This window comes from Pedobacter miscanthi, assembly GCF_003315595.1.
In the GTDB taxonomy this organism is placed as follows: Bacteria; Bacteroidota; Bacteroidia; order Sphingobacteriales; family Sphingobacteriaceae; genus Pedobacter; species Pedobacter miscanthi.
Map to the genome: position 1 here is coordinate 77937 of NZ_QNQU01000006.1, position 18067 is coordinate 96003.

Here is an 18067-nt window from a genome sequence, read left to right on the forward strand (position 1 = left end):
AGGAAATATCATGGAAACATTAATCGTTCATCCTAAAAACAAAGAGCAACTTACAGCTTTAAAAGCTTTTATAAAGGCTTTGAAAATTGATTTTACATCTGAAAAGAGTCCATACAATCCTGAATTTGTTAAAAAAATTTTAGATGGAGAAAAATCAAGAAAGTCAGGTAAACCCGGTTTGAAAATTGATGTTCAAAATATGTGGAAATAATCCATAATTAATCCCAACATTTTATTGCGTCCCAAATTAACTAGTTAAAATGGGTATGCAAATAGAATTACATGAAAAAGCCATAACTGACTTCCAATTTTGGGAAAAATCCGGAAATAGAGCAATTCAAAATAAGATACAGGCGCTTTTTACAGATATGTTGCTTCATCCTTTTTACGGAATCGGTAAACCAGAAATGTTAAAACACGAACTTTCTGGAAAATGGTCGAGACGGATAAATGAAAAACATAGGATTGTTTATGATGTAGTAGAAGATATTTTAAATATTTATTCACTAAGAGGTCATTATTAATAGTTAATGATAGTACGTTCATTATCAATCAAATCGCTTATTTTAGTTAGCCTCGCTATCTTAATTTATACTTTCGGCTTATTCCCCACTCTTGTTCAGAAATATTACTCAGCAGATTTTTACTCTTACATATCTTCAGCCTTAAGGTTTATATCCTCTATCTTTCCTTTTGCCATTGGCGATATCATTTATGTTTTACTCATTGGCTTTGTACTTTACAAAATCGTAAGGCTTTTTAAAAGAAGAAAATCACTAAAAAAGCAGGATAGAATCACTATTCCTTTACAGGTTTTAAACTTCTTTTTAATTCTTTACATCATTTTCAAAATAGTTTGGGGATTAAATTACAGCAGGCCAAGTATAAGCAAAGAGCTGGGCATAGGAAATGAAAAATATAATGTTAAAGAACTGGTTATGCTCGGCAATTATTTCGTTGATAAAACCAATGCCTTAAAATTGAAGCAAGTTAATGTACCAGCCTATACCATTAATGAACTTGAATCAAAATCGGCGGCTGCTTATACAATTATGGCACAAAAGAATAAGCTATTTCAATATCAAAATCCTTGCTTAAAATCCGTTTTAAGTCCTTGGTTAATCAGTAAAATTGGAATTGAAGGTTATTACGCCCCACTTTCGGGCGAAGCCAATATGAATATGAGCCTGCCCGATTTTGTAAAACCTTATGTAAGCTGCCATGAAATTGGCCATCAGCTGGGGATTGCTTACGAGGATGAAGCCAACCTGATTGGTTATCTTACTGCGAGTAATAGTCCTGATGTGAATTACCAATACTCGGCCAATTATGAAATGCTGCGTTATATTTTATTCGAAATCAGGATGAAATCGCCCGAAGATTATAAATTGCTCCGTGCAAAGCTTTTACCACAAATCCTGGCTGATTTTAAAACCGAAAAAGAGTTTTGGAGAAAATATAACGGCGATATGTTCGGTTATATGGATGCCGCTTTTGATCGTTTCTTAAAACTGAATAATCAGAAAAAAGGAACAGACAGTTATCAGGATATTGTAATCTGGCTGTGGAATATTTATAAGTCGGAAAGTCAGAGGTCAGAAAGTCCGAAGATCAAGCTGTAAATATCTCCATCATCCATTTTCCATAAAACATTTTACATCACTTAACCGTGTATCGCTTCTTTAGTACCGAAACTCTGAATCAGCTCTCCTTCAAATTCCAGCCATTCTTTCCAGCGTTTTTCCACATCAACATCCGTGCTGTATTTACGGGCAAAATTTAAGAAAGTAGTGTAATGACCAGCTTCTGAAACCATCAGTTCGTGGTAAAATTTGGCCAGTTCCTGATCTTTAATATTTAAAGAAAGTACCCTGAAACGTTCGCAACTCCTTGCTTCAATCATCGCCGCAAATAAAAGCCGGTCGATAAAAGCCATATTCCGACTCCCATCTTTCTTGCTGAATTTTACCAAACGGCCAACATAATCATCTTTACGCTCGCGACTTAAAGTATAACCACGCTTTTTAATAATCTCGATTACCATCTGGAAATGTTGCATTTCTTCAATGGCAATAGCCGTTAATTCATCTACCAGATCCTGATGTTCAGAATTTTGGGTAATCAGCGTAATCGCATTTGTTGCTGCTTTTTGCTCACACCAGGCATGGTCGGATAAAATTTCTTCTAAATTCGATTCCGCAATATTTGCCCAACGTGGGTCTGTCAATAATTTTAATCCTAACATCTGGTGCGCTGTAATTGAGCTGCAAAATTAGAAATAATCGGCGCGGTTTTAAAATTGTGAATTAAAAAGCCCTTATTTTGCATAAATTTTAAATCATGACAGCAAAGAAATTATTGATTATTGGATTTGTATGGCCCGAACCAACTTCATCAGCGGCTGGTACGAGAATGATCCAATTGGTTGATTTATTTCTGGGCAAAGGCTATCAGGTTACTTTTGCCTCAGCGGCATCTAAAAGTGATTTCAGTTATGATTTTAGCGGCACCACTGTTATAGAGCAGGAAATTAAACTTAATGATGAAAGCTTTAATACTTTTTTAAAAGAATTGAAGCCTGATTTAGTCCTCTTCGACCGTTTTATGGTTGAAGAACAATATGGCTGGCGGGTGCAGCAGGAATGCCCAAATGCGCTCAGGCTTTTAGATACCGAAGATTTACACTGCCTGCGAAGTGCAAGACAACAAAGCGACAAGAAAAAACAAGCTTTAGATTTATTTTCTGATACGGCCAAAAGGGAAATTGCTTCGATTTTACGCTGCGATTTATCATTGATTATTTCGGAAGTGGAGATGGACATATTGAAAACACGGTTCAAGATTGATGCCTCATTAATTTACTATTTACCTTTCCTGGAAAAAGAAATCACCCCGGAAGATATTGAAAAATGGCTTCCTTATGAAGACCGGGCTGACTTTGTTTTTATTGGAAATTTCCTTCATGAACCGAACTGGAATACGGTACAGGTTTTAAAAACCAAAATCTGGCCCACGCTTAGAAAAAAACTTCCGCATGCAAACCTGAATATCTACGGTGCTTATCCATCGCAAAAGGTGTTGCAATTAAACAATAAATCCGAAAAATTCCTGATCAAAGGCAGAGCAATAGATGCAAAAGAAACGATTGCTAAACACCGCATCCTGCTTGCTCCCATCCAGTTTGGCGCAGGGGTAAAAGGCAAATTTATAGATGCCATGCAGGTGGGTACCCCATCAGTTACCACATCTATTGGTGCAGAAGCCATGAAAGGTGATTTAGAGTGGAATGGCATTATTGAAGATGATCTAGATCTTTTTGTAGAAAAAGCCGTAACACTATACGAAGACAAAAATACATGGCAAATTGCCCAACAAAATGGTGTAAAAATCATCAATCGGCGATATTCTGCAAAATATTCTGAAGATGAGTTTATAAAGGAAGTAGAAAAATTAGTTTCTGACTTAAACACACACCGACAAAACAACTTTTTCGGACAGATTTTAAACCACCACACTGCGCAGAGCACGAAATACATGAGTTTGTGGATTGAGGAGAAAAATAAGTTTGGAGTTCGGGGTCTTTAGTTCGAAGTCCGAAAGTCAGAGGTCCGAAGATATGATGTTTTAAACTAAAAATAAACCCGATGGTACGAATGCCGATCCTTCATCGGCAGGAGGGACAGCGGGGCTGCCGTATCCGAAGAATTACCAGACCATTCATTTCCAAATCAAAAACGAATATCAGTCTAAAGTCTTTCTGCTCCCATCTTCTGCAACACCAAATCTTACGACTCTCGAACACTGACCTCCGATTTTTTACAACACAAAACATTGTTAAATAAACCCGATGGTACGAATGCCGATCCTTCATCGGCAGGAGGGACAGCGGGGCTGCCGAATCCGAAGAATTACCAAACCATTCATTTCCAAATCAAAAACGAATATCAGTCTAAAGTCTTTCGGCTCTTATCTTCTGCAACACCATATCTTCCGTCCTCAGACATCCGACCTCCGTCTTTTTACAACACAAAACATTGTTAAATAAACCCGATGGTATGAATGCCGATCCTTCCATCGGCAGTAGGGACAGTGGGGCTGCCGTATCATTTCCAAATCAAAAACGAATATCAGTCTAAAGTATTTCTGCTCCCATCTTCTGCAACACCATATCTTCCGTCTTCAGACATCCGACCTCCGTCTTTTTACAACATTAAAACATTTCCCTCCTAAAACCTTACAACATTATTGTAAATTTGCAGCCATGGCAAAAATATCGATTAACCTTGCTACAGGTTCATTTCAAAAGGAAGAAATTATTGTTGGAATAGATTTAGGAACCACCAATAGTTTGGTGGCATTTATCAATCCAGATAAAAATCCGCAGGTAATTAACGATGCCGGCAAGGGGATATTGGTACCATCGGTTGTATATTTCAACAGCCAAAACGAAGCCATTGTAGGTAATGAGGCGAAAGAATTTTTAACCACTGATCCTTCAAATACCATTTTTTCCGTTAAAAGATTATTGGGGCGTTCTTATAAAGACGTAGCCGAACACAAAGACATTTTCTCTTATAAAATAATCGACGACGATACCGATGCTTTAGTGAAAATCCAGGCTGGCAACCGTTTTTATACCCCAATCGAATTATCAGCAGAAATTTTAAAAGAGCTTAAAGCAAGGGCAGAACACGCCTTAAAAACACCTGTTAACCGGGCTGTAATTACTGTTCCTGCTTATTTTAACGATAGTCAGCGCCAAGCCACAAGAGACGCCGGAAAACTGGCCGGTTTGGATGTAATGCGTATCGTTAATGAACCTACCGCGGCAAGTTTGGCTTACGGAATAGGTTTAGATCCTACTCAACAGAAAACCATTGCCGTTTACGATTTAGGCGGGGGAACTTTTGATGTTTCTATTTTACAGATCCAGAACGGAATTTTCGAAGTTTTGGCCACCAATGGTAATACCTATTTAGGTGGGGATGACTTTGATCGGGCCATCTTAAATTACTGGCTGGAGAAAAACAAGCTTGATGTAACCGTAGTGGCACAGGATAATATTTTGATGCAAACCTTACGTTTACAGGCCGAAGCCGCTAAAAAAGCACTTTCAACACAAAATTTATATAACGAACAGGTTGGCGAAATCTGGTGTACACTAGATAAACAGACCTTTGAACAATTGATTACATCAAAGGTTGAAGAAACCATCACTGCATGCAAAAATGCATTAAAAGATGCCGATTTAACGGCTGGTGATATTGACGAAGTGATTCTTGTGGGTGGTTCTACCCGCACGCCATTTGTAAAACAGGCAGTAGAAAATTTCTTTGGTAAAAAACCACAGGATAACATTAATCCTGATGAAGTGGTAGCACTTGGAGCAGCCATCCAGGCCGATGTTCTGGCCGGAAACCGTTCCGACATTCTTTTATTGGATGTAACCCCACTTTCTTTGGGTATTGAAACCATGGGTGGTTTGATGGATGTGATTATTGCACGTAACAGCAAAGTACCTACCAAAGCCGGCCGACAGTACACTACTTCTATCGACGGACAAGTGAATATGAAAATATCTGTTTACCAGGGCGAACGCGATCTGGTTAAAGAAAACAGGAAACTGGCAGAATTCGATTTAAAGGGAATTCCGGCAATGCCTGCAGGTTTACCTAAAGTAGACATCAACTTTTTACTGAATGCCGATGGTATTTTAACCGTACAGGCGATAGAACTACGTTCGGGCGTGAAACAGGAAATTGAAATCACCCCAAGCTACGGTTTAAGTGACGATACAGTAGAAAAAATGCTGATCGATAGCATTACCCATGCGAAAAGTGATGTGGAACAACGCATGCTTATCGAAGCGCGCAGCGAAGGCGAACAACTTGTTTATACTGCTGAAGGTTTTATCAAAAAACATGCTGAGCATTTAACTGAAGTCGAAATAACTGAAACCGTGACACATATCGAAGCGCTAAAAACCGCTTTAGCCAGTCAGGAAAAAGATACCATTTTAAAGAAAGCAGACGAACTTAACGAATTTACCCGTCCGTTTGCCGAGCGTGTAATGGATGCCGCTATTTCTACTGCGATGAAGGGGAAAAAGATAGAGTAGTTTTCAGTTAACAATTTGCAGTTATCAAATGAAATCCGTCATTCTGAATTTATTTCAGAATCTTTCATGCTCAACTTGTTTTTCAACAGAGACTCGTCATTCTGAATTTATTTCAGAATCTATCCTGCCACAAAATCAAGCGTATTTATTTTTTGGAAAGCAATATCAGTGCTAATCGGATTCGATAGTCCCGCTTTTGGTACGAGTTCCGATTGAAGGATCGGAAGCTCTTCCCTCCAATCGGGTTTATTTAACATAGGCTAGTGCAAACACATACAACTTTCTATCTGTAAATATAAAAATGGGGGTTCAGTTTACAATTTGCAGTTATCAAATGAAATCCGTCATTCTGAATTTATTTCGGAATCTATCCTACTACAAAATCAAGCGTATTTATTTTTTGGAAAGCAATATCAGTGCTAATCGGATTCGATAGTCCCGCTTTTGGTACGAGTTCCGATTGAAGGATCGGAAGCTCTTCCCTCCAATCGGGTTTATTTAACATAGGCTAGTGCAAAAAAAACAAGCTTCTACTCTTGATAATAATAAAAACGGATTGATTTAGAACGGTCCTTTGTTACTAAACCCGACAGTAGCGAACACGTAGTGTAACGAAGTAAAGCGGATGGCGGGGCTACAGTACCAATGAAATACTGCCTTTAATTTCCAAAAGATAAAACATCCTATTTCGTTCGGTTGAAAATGTACAGTTCTGTACTTTTGGATTTTTCAATTCTATTTTTCGCTTTACTTCTAAAACAACAATGCTTTAATCGGGAGCGAATTCGCATCAATCAGATTTAACTAACACTGCCAAACCGAAAAAACGCAGGTTGCAATACCTAATAACAGATACAAATAATTATCTTCGGTTAAGGATCAAATCAAACACATTCTGATGTTTTAACCCATGCATAAATTTAAAATCTTAATTAGCTTTCTTTTCTCCATTACATTTTATTACAATACCTCTGCCCAATCGGATACTGCACTGATCAGATCCCATTTAAAAACCTTAACTAAAACACCCCAGTTCCGGAACCACAGCAATATCGATCAGCTCAACTTAACAGCCGGTTATATCAGGAATATTTTCCAAAAATCAACTGATAGCGTTTCGGTACAAGAATACAATGTTGATCAGAAAACGTATAAAAACATCATCTGCTCGTTCGGTACAGAAAACCAAAAGCGGATTATTGTTGGCGCACATTATGATGTTTGTGGCGACCAGGAAGGCGCTGATGATAATGCAAGCGGCATAACAGGTTTATTGGAGCTCTCGAGGTTGTTAAAAGGTAAAAAACTCAATTATCGTATTGATCTGGTAGCCTATACTTTAGAAGAACCACCTTATTTCCGAACGGAGCTTATGGGCAGTTATATCCATGCCAAATCGCTACAAGAGTCAAAAGCCGACGTATTTGGTATGATATCACTCGAAATGATCGGTTATTTTAAAGATGAAGCCAAATCGCAGTCCTACCCTATTGGTTTACTCTCGATCAAATACGGTAATAAAGGAAATTACATTACGCTGGTTAAAAAATTTGGTTCAGGAGCATTTGTAAGTCAGTTTTCTAAAAACTTTAAAGCCACAAAGAGTATCCTGACTAAAACATTCGCAAGTCCACCTTCTTTACCGGGCATCGATTTTTCTGATCATCTAAATTATTGGAATTTCGGTTACGATGCCCTGATGATTACCGATACTTCCTTCTACCGGAATAAAAATTATCATCAAAAAACAGATACGATGGAAACGCTCGATATATCGAGAATGGGCAAAGTAATTGATGGGCTTTACAATGGATTGATTTCGTTGAAATAAAGTTAGCTTACATATAAACTCTTTTAAAATTGCCGTAATTTCGAGCGGAGTACAACGAAGTCGAGAGATCTATCTCGAGATAGATCTCTCCGCTCCACTGCGTTTCGATCGAGATGACGAAAACGATTTAACTTACTTCGCAAGTCAATTTTTTATCATTAATCTCAATTAATAAACAACCTCACCCATTTTCTTACCATACATCAAAAACCACTACCCTATCATCCATTAACTTTGTTAAAATTATTTAGCATTATGGAATTAGGTATCGGAATGTTTGGCGATCTGCAGATCAATGCAAAAGGCGAGATCCAGCCCGCTCAGCAAAGGCTTCAGGAAATTATAGAAGAAATAAAACTCATGGATGAAGTGGGTTTGGATTTTTATGGAATCGGCGAACACCACCGTCCCGATTATGCAGTATCCAGTCCTGAAATTATATTGGCTGCTGCTTCAACTGTAACCAAAAACATTAAGTTAAGCAGTGCCGTTTCGGTTTTAAGTTCATCCGATCCGGTTAAACTTTATCAAAATTTCGCAACGATAGATCTTATTTCGAATGGCAGAGCCGAATTAATGGCCGGTCGCGGAAGTTTCATTGAATCGTTTCCGCTTTTTGGATACGACCTTCAGGATTATGATCAGCTTTACGAAGAAAAATTAGACTTGCTCCTTAAAATAAATGCAACACCTAAAATCAGCTGGAAAGGCAAATTCAGACCGGAACTGAACAACCAGGAGGTTTTGCCGAGAGCGGTGAATAATAATTTAAAAATATGGGTGGCCGTTGGTGGCACGCCCGAATCGGTAGAACGTGCCGGCAGACTAGGTTTACCGGTAATGTTTGCGATTATTGGTGGGCAGCCAATACAGTTTAAACCACTTTTCGATTATTATAAAAGGGTTTACCAGGCTTATGGCCATGACATGAACAAGTTCGAAGTTGGCGTTCACATGCATGCCTTATTCGGCGAAAACAGTGATGAAGTGGCAGATTATTACTATCCGCTTTATTCAGCACAGATGAATCGTATCGGCCGTTCGCGTGGCTGGGCACCTTATCAGCGCAATCAGTTTGATGCCGGGAGAGGTAAAGAAGGCGCTTTAATCATTGGCGACACAAGTGAATCGGTAGATAAGATTTTAGCTTTGGAAGAAACTTTTGGCCTAACCCGTTTTTCTGCCCACATGGATGTTGGCGGACCATCACATGCTGCATTAATGAAATCGATAGAGATTTTCGGGGCTAAAATTGCTCCGAAAGTACGCGAGGCTCTAAAGAAATAGACTAAGCCTGACTCTTTTTTGCAAAAACCTGTAAAAAAGAATAAATATGGCAACCCACACAAATGGCGAATAAACTCTCCAGCAAGGCAAAAACAGTCATAATGGAGGTTAAAATGAGCGCCAATGTATAAAAATCAAATAGAAATGTCGCGGTAATCAACAGGCAAAACACAAAGCCCAGGGTTGCCGCGAACTTTTTTGGGGCCAGATCTTTCATTTTCGGCGAAAGGGCCAATCCATCAGAGATTTTTACAGCTATAAATTTCAACAGACTCCATTTACCTGTGGTAAAAGCACGCAGGGCAAAATCAAAAATCAGAAAAACAATTGCCCAATAGTTAGAAAATACCATACTAGCAATAGCCATCAAAGCCACTATAAAGGCGATAATCCTCACTACATTTTCATTTACTCTTTCGGCCGATACCGGACAGGATAATTCCATTCAATATTCTTTTTAAGGTAAATTTAACGAATTTATTTCATCAGGATTGTAATGTATTAGCAAATTTAACCGCACAGGCGGCATATATTAGTGTTCAAATGCAGTTAAATGAAATGAGTCCAGCTCCCTTCCTATTTTAGGAGGGGCAGGGGTGGTAAATTATACCAAAAAAGTTAAATTTAAATATGAAGATCCATAATCTAAAATATTTAAAAGAGTGGAGAAAAGAGTTAAGAAATAATCTTACTCCTGCAGAAGCCACAATGTGGAAATATCTTCAAAACTCTAAACTGGACGGAAGAAAATTCAGGCGTCAGCATAGCGTTGGAAATTACATTTTGGATTTTTACTGCCCATCAGAAAAACTAGCCATTGAAATTGATGGAAGTTGTCATGATGATGATTCAGCACAACTTTACGATCAAAAACGGACTGATTATTTAATAGTAAAGGAATTACCGTGATTAGATTTGAAAATAAAGATGTTGTTGAGTCAGAAGAATTAGTTTACGAAACCATTAGAAAAAATTTCAAGTAAAAAACAACCACCCCCCACCCCTCCTTGTAAGGTGGGGAGCTAATATATTCTCCCTGTGCTGCTCCGCACAAAACTCAATAGTTTCTGTTGTAAAATAGCAAATACCCATCCTTTCATCAAAATTCTCCCTAATCCAAATTCATTCTTATCTTTAGTAAGAAAATTTACGCACTACCAGATATAGAATGGATAATTCCGAGAAATTAAACCTGCTAATGATCAGGCTCGAAAACCTGTTGCTTAGGCAGCAAGGATTTGAAGCCGAAATTGAGGCCCTAAGAAACGAGGTTAGGGCACTGCAATCGCCTGGTGCCGCAAATATAACTCCTGCAATACCTGCTGAACCAGTAATAGCACCGCCGCCAAGAAATACACCACCTAACCCAATTGTACAAAATCAGGCAGCACCACGCCCCGTTACTACTCCTGTACCAACTCCTGCAAATCCGGCCCAACCTAATTTTGCCGAACGTTTTAAACGCGAAAACATGGTTAAATCCGATTTCGAAAAGTTTATCGGAGAAAACCTGATCAGTAAAATTGGTATCCTGATTTTAATTATCGGCGTGGGTATCGGTGCCAAATATGCCATCGATCATGATATGGTGAGTCCGTTAACCAGGATTATTTTGGGTTATGCGGTTGGTGCCGGTTTAATGGGTTTTGCCATAAAACTTAAAGCCAGATACGAAAACTTTTCTGCCGTTTTGGTTAGTGGTGCCATTGCCATAATGTATTTTATTACCTATGCCGCATACGATTTTTACGCGCTCATTCCGCAGGCATTAGCCTTTGCCCTAATGGTTATCTTCACTTCATTTACAGTTGTGGCTGCCATTAAATACAATAAACAGGTAATTGCGCATATTGGTTTAGTTGGCGCCTATGCTGTACCTTTTTTACTGAGCGATGGATCGGGAAAGGTTGGTGTATTATTTACTTACATGGCCATTATCAATATCGGCATTTTGATTCTCAGCTTTAAAAAATACTGGAAACCTTTGTTTTACGCTTCTTTTGGCCTAACATGGCTCATTTTTGTTTCCTGGAGACTCGATTTAAGTAGTTCGTACAATTATTTTGCTTTAGCCATATTATTTTCTTCCCTATTTTTCATCACTTTTTACATTACCAACCTTGCTTATAAAGTAAGTAAAAAAGAAATTTTTGGCTTTAGCGATGTGGTAATTCTGCTTTTCAATTCATTTAATTACTATGGAATAGGATATCTGATCATATCGAACAATAAAAACAGTGCAGAGCTGGTGGGTTTGTTTACGCTCGCCAATGCGATAGTCCATTTTATTGTGGCCTTGATTATCTATAAGAAAAAACTTGCTGATAAAAACCTGTTTTACCTGATCCTCGCCATGGTCATTACTTTTATAACCATTGCCGTACCTGTTCAGTTAAATGGCGGTTGGGTAACCATTTTCTGGACGGCAGAAGCTGCTGTATTATTTTATCTGGCAAGGGTAAAAGACATCGCGATTTACGAAAAACTATCTTTTCCATTAATATTCCTTGCTTTTTTTAGCCTTTTAGAAGATTGGATCGCCTATTACGACATCTACGCCGGAAATTCGATAATCATTACACCAATCCTCAATGTTGGCTTTTTAACCGCTTGTATCTTTATTGCGGCCTTTTTCTGGATATTTAAAATCAATAAAAAAGAAAGCGAAATTTCTTCAGAATGGATATGGATGAGGCAGATATTAAATTACGCCATCCCTGCAATTTTGGTTTTTGCTGCCTATATTACTTTTAGAATAGAAATTTCTAAATATTTCAATAATCTCTTTGAATTAAGTAAGATTACGATTAAACCGGCTAATAAATCCTATGATCAGCACAATGAGTATAACTATAATCTCCACGGTCTAAAAACTGCCTGGATCTTTATTTATACGTTGTTTTTTGCCTCAGCATTAACTTATCTGAATATCAGAAAGCTTAAAAACGGCGAAATGGCTATTGCCAACCTCATTATTAATCTTTTCGTTATTATTACCTTCCTCACGTTCGGACTTTATAATTTAAGCGAACTCAGGGATAACTATTTACTACCAGAAAGTAAATATTTTACAGTTACTGCTTTTAACATTGGCATCAGGTATATTGGAATTGCATTTTTTGCCCTGCTGATTGTACAATGTTACCAATTGCAACGTTCCGGGCTGCTTAAAAAAGATTTAAAAATCCTGTTCGATTACCTGCTGTATATTTCGCTCTTGTGGATCATAAGCAGCGAGTTGATCAATATGCTTGAGTTATCTCATTCTGAAGCCAGTTACAAATTAGGATTAAGCATCCTTTGGGGCATTTTTTCACTATTCCTGATCAGCATGGGGCTTGCCAAAAACAAAAAACACCTGCGTATTAGCGCCATGGTACTGTTTGGCATTACCTTGGTAAAATTGTTCTTTTATGATATCTACTCGTTGAGTACGATTTCAAAAACCATTGTTTTTGTGTCGCTGGGTGTGTTGTTGCTGATCATTTCTTTCCTTTACAACAAATACAAACATTTAATTATAGATGATGTTGAAGCTAAAAATTAAACTTTTAACCGCTCTTTTGCTTGGCGTCACAATTGTAAACGCACAAACCGGTTCTTATAAATTTAAACGGAACATTACCGGCGTAAATGCGGTTTGGCACAAAATGATCCTGCCCAACGATTTGTATAAAAAAGCAAATGCAGGTTTTGATGATTTCAGGATTTTTGGAATCAATGGAAAAGATACTGTAGAGGTGCCTTATCTGTTAAAACAACGTGCTGATCAGGTTAGCACCCATGATATTACCTTTAAACAACTGAATCAAAGCAGCGGAAAGGATGGCTATTATTATACTTTTCAAGCACCGGGAAACAATACCATCAATCAGATCAATTTAGCCTTTAAGCAGGAAAATTTCGACTGGAAAGTAAAGCTCGAAGGAAGTAACGACAACCAAACATGGTTTTCTATCCTAAAAGATTACCGGATTTTATCGATCAAAAATAACGTTACCGATTACCAGTTCACGAAACTGAGTTTTCAGGATGCCAAATACCAATATTTCAGGATTGCTATAAAAAGCCCCACACAGCCTGATTTATTGGAAGCAAAAATTTCGAAAACCGATACGATAAAAGGGACCTATCAGGACGTAAAATACCAATCGTTTAACCTTAAAAATGATGTTTCCTCAAAAGAAACGGTAATCGATGTTGTTCTGTCCGGCCCTGTTCCCTTATCTTTTTTAAAATTGAATGCACAAAGTGATTTTGATTTCTACCGACCCTTTAAAATTGAATATGCAACGGATAGTTTTAAGACCGACAAAGGCATTCAGTACAATTACGCCAATCTTTACGTAGGCACCATCAGCTCACTGGAGAAACCTGAATTTAATTTCACCAATACCATTGCTTCCAGGTTAAAAATTACGATCCAGAACAACGATAATAAGCCTTTACGCTTGAGTGGTCTGGAATTGAAAGGAAATATTTATGAAATTATTGCCAGGTTCGATCAACCTAAAAGTGAATATGCCTTATATTATGGCAATGAAAAAGCCACAGCACCGCTTTACGAAATTGAAAAATTTGAAAGTAAAATCCCAATCGACCTAACCAGTGTTAATATTGGCGAAGAACAGAAAAACTCCGCTTATAGCATTAAAACAGAAAAGCCGCTGTTCGAAAACAAAGCGTGGCTTTGGGTTTTAATGGCGTTGATTATTGTATTATTGGGCTGGTTTTCGTTTAAAATGTTGAGGAATTAGATATTTATTTCCTATCAAGTACCGTCATTTCGAGCGGAGTGCAACGCAGTCGAGAACCACGTAAGTGCTCAGCAAAGCTAAATCTATCTCGAGATAGATCTCTCCGCTTCACTGCGTTTCGGTCGAGATGACGATCTTTTTTGTTAAGTTATCATCTTAAACCTCTCGAAGGATCTCCGTTTCGCTGCAATCCGCTCGAAATGATGATGTTTTTTGAACATTAATCTTCTAGAACTACTATCTCAAATTGAATCATCATTTGTCAAAATCACCCCCTAAAAACGTCTTTTTCATACCTTATGCAGTTTAAATATCCTGCTTAACTTGGTACTAACAAAAAACCTATATAAAATGGCAAAACCACTTGTAACATGCCTTTGGTTCGACGGACAGGCCGAGGCAGCAGCTAATTATTACTGTACAGTTTTTAAAGATTCTAAAATTACCCAGGTTACCCCTATGGTTGTTACCTTCGAATTGAATGGAAATAAATTTATGGGCCTTAACGGTGGTCCGCAGTTTAAATTTGACGAAGCTATTTCGTTAATGGTAAATTGCGACAGTCAGGAGGAGATAGATTATTACTGGGATACCTTAAGCAAAGATGGTGGCGAAGAAAGTGTTTGCGGCTGGCTGAAAGATAAATTTGGCCTCTCGTGGCAGATTGTTCCTGCTAACCTGGGCGAGCTGATGGCAGAACCTGAAAGGGCACAAAGGGTTATGGATAAAGTAATGCAAATGAAAAAAATTGACAAGGCCGCACTTGAAAATGCTTAATTTTTAAATATCAATCCCCGGGAGTTATCAGAAAAGTTTTGTATCTTGTTTGATATGAAAAGATTAACGATAATAACTGCGTTAATCATCCCGCTATTTCTTTGTACCTCCTGGGGATTCTTTGCACACCAAAGGATAAACAACCTTGCTGTTTTTACTTTACCCCCAAACATGATCGGTTTTTATAAAAAGAATATCAAATACATTACCGAACATGCAGTAGATCCCGATAAACGAAGGTATGCCGATACCTTGGAAGCCCCGCGGCATTACCTCGATGTAGAGAACTACGAGAAAAACATCGATAGCATCCCCGAAAAATGGGACGATGCTCTGGCAAAATATAGCTTAAAGAAACTACATACTGATGGGATTGTGCCCTGGCAGATCCAACGTAGCTATTATAGTTTGGTTAGGGCTTTTAAAACCCGCGATTCGATAAAAATATTAAAATACTCTGCAGATTTAGGCCATTACATTGGTGATGCCCATGTGCCCCTGCATACTACGGCTAATCATAACGGCCAATTAACCAACCAGGTAGGAATTCATGCCTTTTGGGAAAGCCGTTTGCCCGAACTTTTCTCTACCCGCTACAATTTTGTGGTCGGCAAGGCTAATTATATCGAAAATCCCTTAAAAGAAGCCTGGAAAATACTTAAACATACACACCGTTTGGTTGATACTGTTTTAACTTTCGAAGCAGCTTTAAACGCATCTTTTCCTTCCACTCAAAAATATAGTTTTTCCGAACGGAATAGCACTGTACTTAAACAATACTCCAAAGAATATTCGAAAGCTTACCACGATCAGATGAACAATATGGTAGAAAAACAGATGCGTTCAGCTATACTGGCCATTGGCTCCTACTGGTATTCGGCATGGGTTGATGCTGGTCAGCCCGTGCTTAAAAACCTGATCAAAACCGAGTTGTTGCCTGATGAACAAAAACAGGAAAAAGACACCGAAAAGAAGTATCAAAGTGGTACGCTTATCGGACGTGAAATTTAATTATGCCTTGGTATCTCCGTTTTCGATGATTTCTTCAATCTTTTTAGGTTTCATACGGCTTTTAATGGCTGCCCAGATAGCAGGTACAAAAGTAACCACAGCAATGAAGATAATAACCAGTTCGAAGTTATTCTTAATTACAGGGATTTGTCCTAACAGGTAACCACCAATTAACAGTGCGAAAATCCAGGTTACACCGCCAATAATATTATAGTATGTAAAACGGCCAAAAGGCATTTTTGCAATACCGGCCACAAAAGGAGCAATGGTTCTGAAAATTGGCAAAAAGCGGCTCAGCATAATCGCTTTTCCGCCATGTTTTTCGAAAAACTCATGCGACTGATGGTAAAATTTCAATTTCAGGATCTTATTTTTCTCTTTAAATACACCTGCACCCAAAACGCTGCCCAGTTTATAATTCACCGTATTCCCTAAAATTGCAGCAACTATCAGTATGAGCAGCATAACCCAGATATTTAAGCCTGTTTCATGTTCGCCTGCAATTAAGGCTCCCATCGCAAAAAGCAGTGAGTCGCCAGGCAAAAAAGGCGTTACCACAAAACCTGTTTCGGCAAAAATAATGAGGAATAAAATAAGGTATGTCCAGGTGCGGTATTCGTTTACGATTTCGGCTAAATGAACATCAATATGAAGAATAAAATCTAAAAGTTGTTGTAGTAATTCCAATTTATCTGAGTTTGGGCAAAAGTATGAATATGAAAGCGATTAAGTGCTAGAAAAATGCAATATAATTAGTTGGCAGAGATCAATCGCATCTGGAGTTCTCCTTTTTTCGATCCATCAAGCAAAACAGTATAAACCAGGCCTTTGGTAATGGCTAACGATTTTGATGGATTGGTATTAGTGGGAGTTGTTGTAAGCGAATCTAATGTATTTAATGGGGGTTGCGTTGAAATTGGAGTTGTTAGCGTAAAAGAAATTTTAGTCGTTTTGTTTACATTAACGCTGTGGCTCACCATATCTCCATATTTCATGGTAAATTGAGTAAAAGCAGGCACAGTAGCTTCATCTTTAATGATTACATCAGATCCCAAAGTATAACCCAAATTTAAAAAAGTTAATTTAGCCACATTTAAATTCTGTTTTACATCATCCTTATACACCGTTAGTACAGGCGGATCTGTTAATGTTTTATGTGTATAAAAAATTGAATAATTGGCGCCAATTTCGAATTTGTAAGGTGTACTGGCCAGATCATTACCGGTATTTATATTTCTGGAGGTAATGGTATAGGTAGAATCGCCGGCAACAACAATATAATTACTGTTTGATCCGTAAGTTGTAGAAGCACCAGACTGAATACCTTTTAGATAAAAATTTTGTGTGGTATCGGTAACTGCTGCATGAAAGTACCTGATTTTAGCATCTCCTTTAATAAAATTATCGTTCTTAATGCACGAAAAAAGCATTAGAGCGGGCAAAGCCATAAAAAACATGGAGAATATAATACGGGTATTTTTCATATAAAATCGCTGATGCAAATAAAACGTAAAGATAACAGAAACGATATAATTTCGTTAAATTAATTATCAGTGATGATATGGGCTTCTACCGTGGCAGCTGTTGTACCGCTAAACCAGATGGTGTATATCTTACCACCAGCCAATGCCGTACCTTCGATGGTTTTTATAGTGCCCGAGCCTACTACATTGTATCTTAAATTCATTCCTGCATCAACCGTAAAATAATTCGATGCTTCTTTAAAAGGCAGGCCATTAACAAATTGCGTACCTCCCTGCACCATTACATTAATACCGGTTGTAAAGCTTGGTGTAAGGTTTATGAGTTTTATTTTAGCTTTACTACTTTCGGTATTGCTTAAATTATCTTCATAACTAACAAGTTCGAGCTGGCCCTGCTTATTGCTCACCAGAAAAGTGGTATAGGTAATAGACGGGGTAAAGTTTAAAGAAGTATCCGAAGTGGTAGCCATATTGTCGGTTCCGGTATAAGAAACGTTTCTGTTACCGGAAGGAATTTTTACATAGTCGCTGGTTTCGCCGAAAGCCAAAGCTACCGGAGTCAGTTTTTCATTATCCAGGTAAAAATCCTGGTGTACATCAGCTTGGGAGGCATTAACCACCTTAACTTTAGCCTCACCTTTAACCACTATATCAGGATCGTGTTTTTTACAGGACGATAATCCGATTGCAGCAAATGAGGTGAATAAAATCAGTGATTTCGAGAGATAAGTATAGATTTTCATAAGGTTAGTTTCGTTGGTAAACAAAAATGGCTTGATCAAAAATCAAGCCATTCCTTATA

The 18067-nt window shown here is 38.0% G+C and carries 17 protein-coding genes; 12 read left to right on the top strand and 5 right to left on the bottom strand.

Annotated features, from left to right (window positions below; genetic code table 11):
- Nucleotides 1-10: 10 nt before the first annotated feature.
- From DRW42_RS08495 to DRW42_RS08505, 3 genes are read left to right on the top strand one after another with little or no spacing between them, the layout of a single operon-like run.
- Nucleotides 11-211 (top strand): DUF2683 family protein, encoded by a 201-nt coding sequence (locus DRW42_RS08495; protein WP_113948406.1) that lies wholly within the window; start codon nucleotides 11-13, stop codon nucleotides 209-211.
- A gap of 55 nt (nucleotides 212-266) precedes the next feature.
- Nucleotides 267-524, top strand: coding sequence for a Txe/YoeB family addiction module toxin (locus tag DRW42_RS08500; protein WP_113948557.1), 258 nt, complete (start codon nucleotides 267-269; stop codon nucleotides 522-524).
- Between the two features lie 6 nt (nucleotides 525-530).
- Nucleotides 531-1622: a DUF3810 domain-containing protein gene (locus DRW42_RS08505; protein WP_113948407.1), complete on the top strand. Its 1092-nt coding sequence runs from the start codon at nucleotides 531-533 to the stop codon at nucleotides 1620-1622.
- Nucleotides 1623-1663: 41 nt separating this feature from the next.
- Here DRW42_RS08505 and DRW42_RS08510 read toward each other — a convergent pair whose 3' ends face one another.
- Nucleotides 1664-2245: a MiaE family protein gene (locus tag DRW42_RS08510; RefSeq protein ID WP_113948408.1), complete on the bottom strand. Its 582-nt coding sequence runs from the start codon at nucleotides 2243-2245 to the stop codon at nucleotides 1664-1666.
- 95 nt (nucleotides 2246-2340) lie between these two features.
- On the opposite strand from DRW42_RS08510, the gene DRW42_RS08515 reads away from it, so the two are divergent.
- The 4 genes from DRW42_RS08515 to DRW42_RS08530 all read left to right on the top strand — a co-directional run bounded on the left by DRW42_RS08515 (nucleotide 2341) and on the right by DRW42_RS08530 (nucleotide 9236).
- Complete coding sequence (locus DRW42_RS08515; protein WP_113948409.1) at nucleotides 2341-3585, top strand: glycosyltransferase; 1245 nt, start codon at nucleotides 2341-2343, stop codon at nucleotides 3583-3585.
- 676 nt (nucleotides 3586-4261) lie between these two features.
- Nucleotides 4262-6118, top strand: a complete 1857-nt coding sequence (gene dnaK / locus DRW42_RS08520) for a molecular chaperone DnaK (protein WP_113948410.1) — start codon at nucleotides 4262-4264, stop codon at nucleotides 6116-6118.
- 910 nt (nucleotides 6119-7028) lie between these two features.
- Nucleotides 7029-7949, top strand: coding sequence for a M28 family peptidase (locus DRW42_RS08525; RefSeq protein ID WP_113948411.1), 921 nt, complete (start codon nucleotides 7029-7031; stop codon nucleotides 7947-7949).
- A gap of 255 nt (nucleotides 7950-8204) precedes the next feature.
- Complete coding sequence (locus DRW42_RS08530) at nucleotides 8205-9236, top strand: LLM class flavin-dependent oxidoreductase (protein WP_113948412.1); 1032 nt, start codon at nucleotides 8205-8207, stop codon at nucleotides 9234-9236.
- A gap of 1 nt (nucleotide 9237) precedes the next feature.
- Here DRW42_RS08530 and DRW42_RS08535 read toward each other — a convergent pair whose 3' ends face one another.
- Nucleotides 9238-9681, bottom strand: a complete 444-nt coding sequence (locus tag DRW42_RS08535) for a DUF4395 domain-containing protein (RefSeq protein WP_113948413.1) — start codon at nucleotides 9679-9681, stop codon at nucleotides 9238-9240.
- A 185-nt stretch (nucleotides 9682-9866) separates the two neighbouring features.
- On the opposite strand from DRW42_RS08535, the gene DRW42_RS08540 reads away from it, so the two are divergent.
- From DRW42_RS08540 to DRW42_RS08560, 5 genes are all read left to right on the top strand, one after another.
- The gene (locus DRW42_RS08540; protein ID WP_208643530.1) at nucleotides 9867-10145 is read left to right on the top strand and encodes an endonuclease domain-containing protein; all 279 of its coding nucleotides are present in this window, start codon (nucleotides 9867-9869) and stop codon (nucleotides 10143-10145) included.
- A gap of 259 nt (nucleotides 10146-10404) precedes the next feature.
- Nucleotides 10405-12783 carry a DUF2339 domain-containing protein gene (locus tag DRW42_RS08545; protein WP_113948414.1) on the top strand — a complete coding sequence of 793 codons (2379 nt, stop codon included), beginning with the start codon at nucleotides 10405-10407 and terminating at the stop codon, nucleotides 12781-12783.
- Nucleotides 12764-13993, top strand: a complete 1230-nt coding sequence (locus tag DRW42_RS08550; RefSeq protein ID WP_158544302.1) for a DUF3999 family protein — start codon at nucleotides 12764-12766, stop codon at nucleotides 13991-13993. Before DRW42_RS08545 ends, DRW42_RS08550 begins: the two co-directional genes overlap by 20 nt.
- Nucleotides 13994-14344: 351 nt before the next feature.
- On the top strand, nucleotides 14345-14770 hold the full coding sequence (locus DRW42_RS08555; RefSeq protein ID WP_113948416.1) for a VOC family protein: 426 nt from the start codon (nucleotides 14345-14347) through the stop codon (nucleotides 14768-14770).
- A 54-nt stretch (nucleotides 14771-14824) separates the two neighbouring features.
- The gene (locus DRW42_RS08560) at nucleotides 14825-15781 is read left to right on the top strand and encodes a zinc dependent phospholipase C family protein (RefSeq protein WP_113948417.1); all 957 of its coding nucleotides are present in this window, start codon (nucleotides 14825-14827) and stop codon (nucleotides 15779-15781) included.
- Here the strand turns inward: DRW42_RS08560 and DRW42_RS08565 are convergent, their stop codons facing one another.
- From DRW42_RS08565 to DRW42_RS08575, 3 genes are all read right to left on the bottom strand, one after another.
- Entirely contained in the window at nucleotides 15782-16468 is a 687-nt protein-coding gene (locus DRW42_RS08565; protein ID WP_113948418.1) for a DedA family protein, read from the bottom strand.
- Between the two features lie 65 nt (nucleotides 16469-16533).
- Nucleotides 16534-17265 (bottom strand): DUF4397 domain-containing protein, encoded by a 732-nt coding sequence (locus DRW42_RS08570; protein ID WP_113948419.1) that lies wholly within the window; start codon nucleotides 17263-17265, stop codon nucleotides 16534-16536.
- Between the two features lie 59 nt (nucleotides 17266-17324).
- Nucleotides 17325-18008, bottom strand: a complete 684-nt coding sequence (locus DRW42_RS08575; RefSeq protein WP_147243697.1) for a DUF4397 domain-containing protein — start codon at nucleotides 18006-18008, stop codon at nucleotides 17325-17327.
- Nucleotides 18009-18067: the final 59 nt, after the last annotated feature.